Annotated in this window: 2 protein-coding genes; both read right to left on the reverse strand. The window is 36.2% G+C overall.

Annotated features, from left to right (window positions below; all coding sequences use genetic code 11):
* Positions 1-317, reverse strand: a 317-nt coding sequence (locus tag BN1068_RS00205; protein WP_175637032.1) for an ATP-binding protein, incomplete at its 3' end; no start/stop codon positions are given.
* A 1-nt stretch (position 318) separates the two neighbouring features.
* Positions 319-1,806, reverse strand: coding sequence for an IS21 family transposase (istA, locus tag BN1068_RS00210; protein ID WP_254846678.1), 1,488 nt, complete (start codon positions 1,804-1,806; stop codon positions 319-321).
* Positions 1,807-1,930 lie beyond the last annotated feature (124 nt).

Below are 1,930 nucleotides of genomic sequence, written 5' to 3' on the forward strand. Positions count from 1 at the left end.
TTCCCAGTCCCAGGCGCACCTGTTAAAATTAAATTCTCTTTTTTATCGATAAAATATAATGATTCGAGACTTTCTCTATCCAATTGTGGAGGGAGACGAATATGTTCACTCCACCGGTAATCCTTTAGTTCTTTTTCATTCATGAATTTCGCCTTTTTGATCAAACGCTCTCCTTTAGCTACCTCTCTATGTTCTAATTCTTGTTGTAATAAAGCCGAGATATACTGCTCAGGATTCTCGAAGGGAATCTGCTCGTATATGTCTGCGACATATGCTAAACGCAACGATTTGCATTTCTCTCTAATCAAATTAGACATTCTATACTTCCTCTCCTGTCAACGAATGGTTGAAGGGTTGAAGAGAGTCGTAGATACTCCAATTTATATCATACGGATGTGCAACCGAAGCATGTAATGATTCATTTCTATTTTCTTTATCATCCACTGGTAACAATTCATAGAAACGCTCATCTATTTCTTGCATACTGTATTTTATTATGAAGCTCTGTAACCAATCGACACGTTCTTTTCTGAGTTCCATTGATTCACTATTCAAATAATGCGCGATTCTTCCTGGAAGATATGGGAAGTATCTAGAATAGGTAATTGATCTTGGTTTCCTCATCCAATTTTTCAAAATGAATTGCCATGGAATTTCCCTAGACCGATTCATATATTGTCTAGGTCCCTTATAAAGTACCTCTCCTTGTGGAGAAATCACTTTAAAGTCATCCCAGTACTTAATTACATACAATTGTGTATAGTGATAACTATTCGGTATGTGGATTTCCTGTCCATCAATTTTTACCTCACCATATTTATTAGCTGAAGTCAGTGTTTTATTAAATACTGGATACTCTTTCTCAGGTAATGCGAGACCATATTTCTTTTCTTCCTCTATTAGATCCGCGATACAAATTCCTTTTTTATAATGCACCCTTAAATGATCATCCTGACAATGTTTGAGCAATAACGCACGTAAGTGTGTCAGATCCTGAACAACGGGTGATGGCGTAAAGAAATTATATCGAACATAACCAACCTTATTTTCTACATGCCCTTTTTCATTTCCTTTTCTTGGATTACAGGCTACCGGCTCAAATCCATAGTGATTGGCAAACCGTTGAAAACCCTCATTGAAAATGGTTTCCTGATTATGAACTCTAGCTTTTACAACGGCAGCTGATAGATTATCTAACCACAGTGTCCTTGGAACAAAGCCAGCTTGTTCAAAAAGTATTTTAATACCTTCCAAAAAGCATTCTTGATTTTCTGCCGGTAAGGGTGCTACAAATCCACCATTACTAAAGGGGAAACTCAAGACCAAGCAATGCGTATCTTTTACTTTCCCTTCATGTACGACTTCTGTAACTCCAAAATCTATCTGGGCTTCCGCCGGAGGATGTGTTAACCTATCATATTCCTCTTTTACTGTGTCAGTTTCATCTAACATTTTATCTTTCCATTCAGCGATATAGTTACAAACGGTTCGATAAGAACCCGGGAACTTTAATCGCTGTAATTCTTCAAATATATTTTTATTATTCCTTCGCAATTTCTTTTTAAGTGCTTGGTCCTCCATTAGCCAATCAGAAACAATTTCTCCCCACTCTTCTTCATACATCATACCTTTTTTTATGGGTGTTTTTTCCTCGGGTAATTGATCTTCATCCGCATATTTCTTAACGGTTTTCCAAGCAAAACCTGTTCTTTTTACTATTTCATTAATTGATAGTGATTTATTATTACGTAAATTTTTGATATGATTAACTTCGGGCATTGCTAGCATCCTTTCACTTACCTCCACCATTAATTTGTTTAGTCGCTATTAACGGTAGAGTATTTTGTTAGGGCTGGCAAGCCTTTTTTTATTTGTGCAACCTTCTAACATTTTGGTTGCAATACTCTGTACTTTTATTATGCATTAAACA

Source organism: Oceanobacillus sojae (assembly GCF_900162665.1).
GTDB classification, from domain to species: Bacteria; Bacillota; Bacilli; order Bacillales; family Amphibacillaceae; genus Oceanobacillus; species Oceanobacillus sojae_A.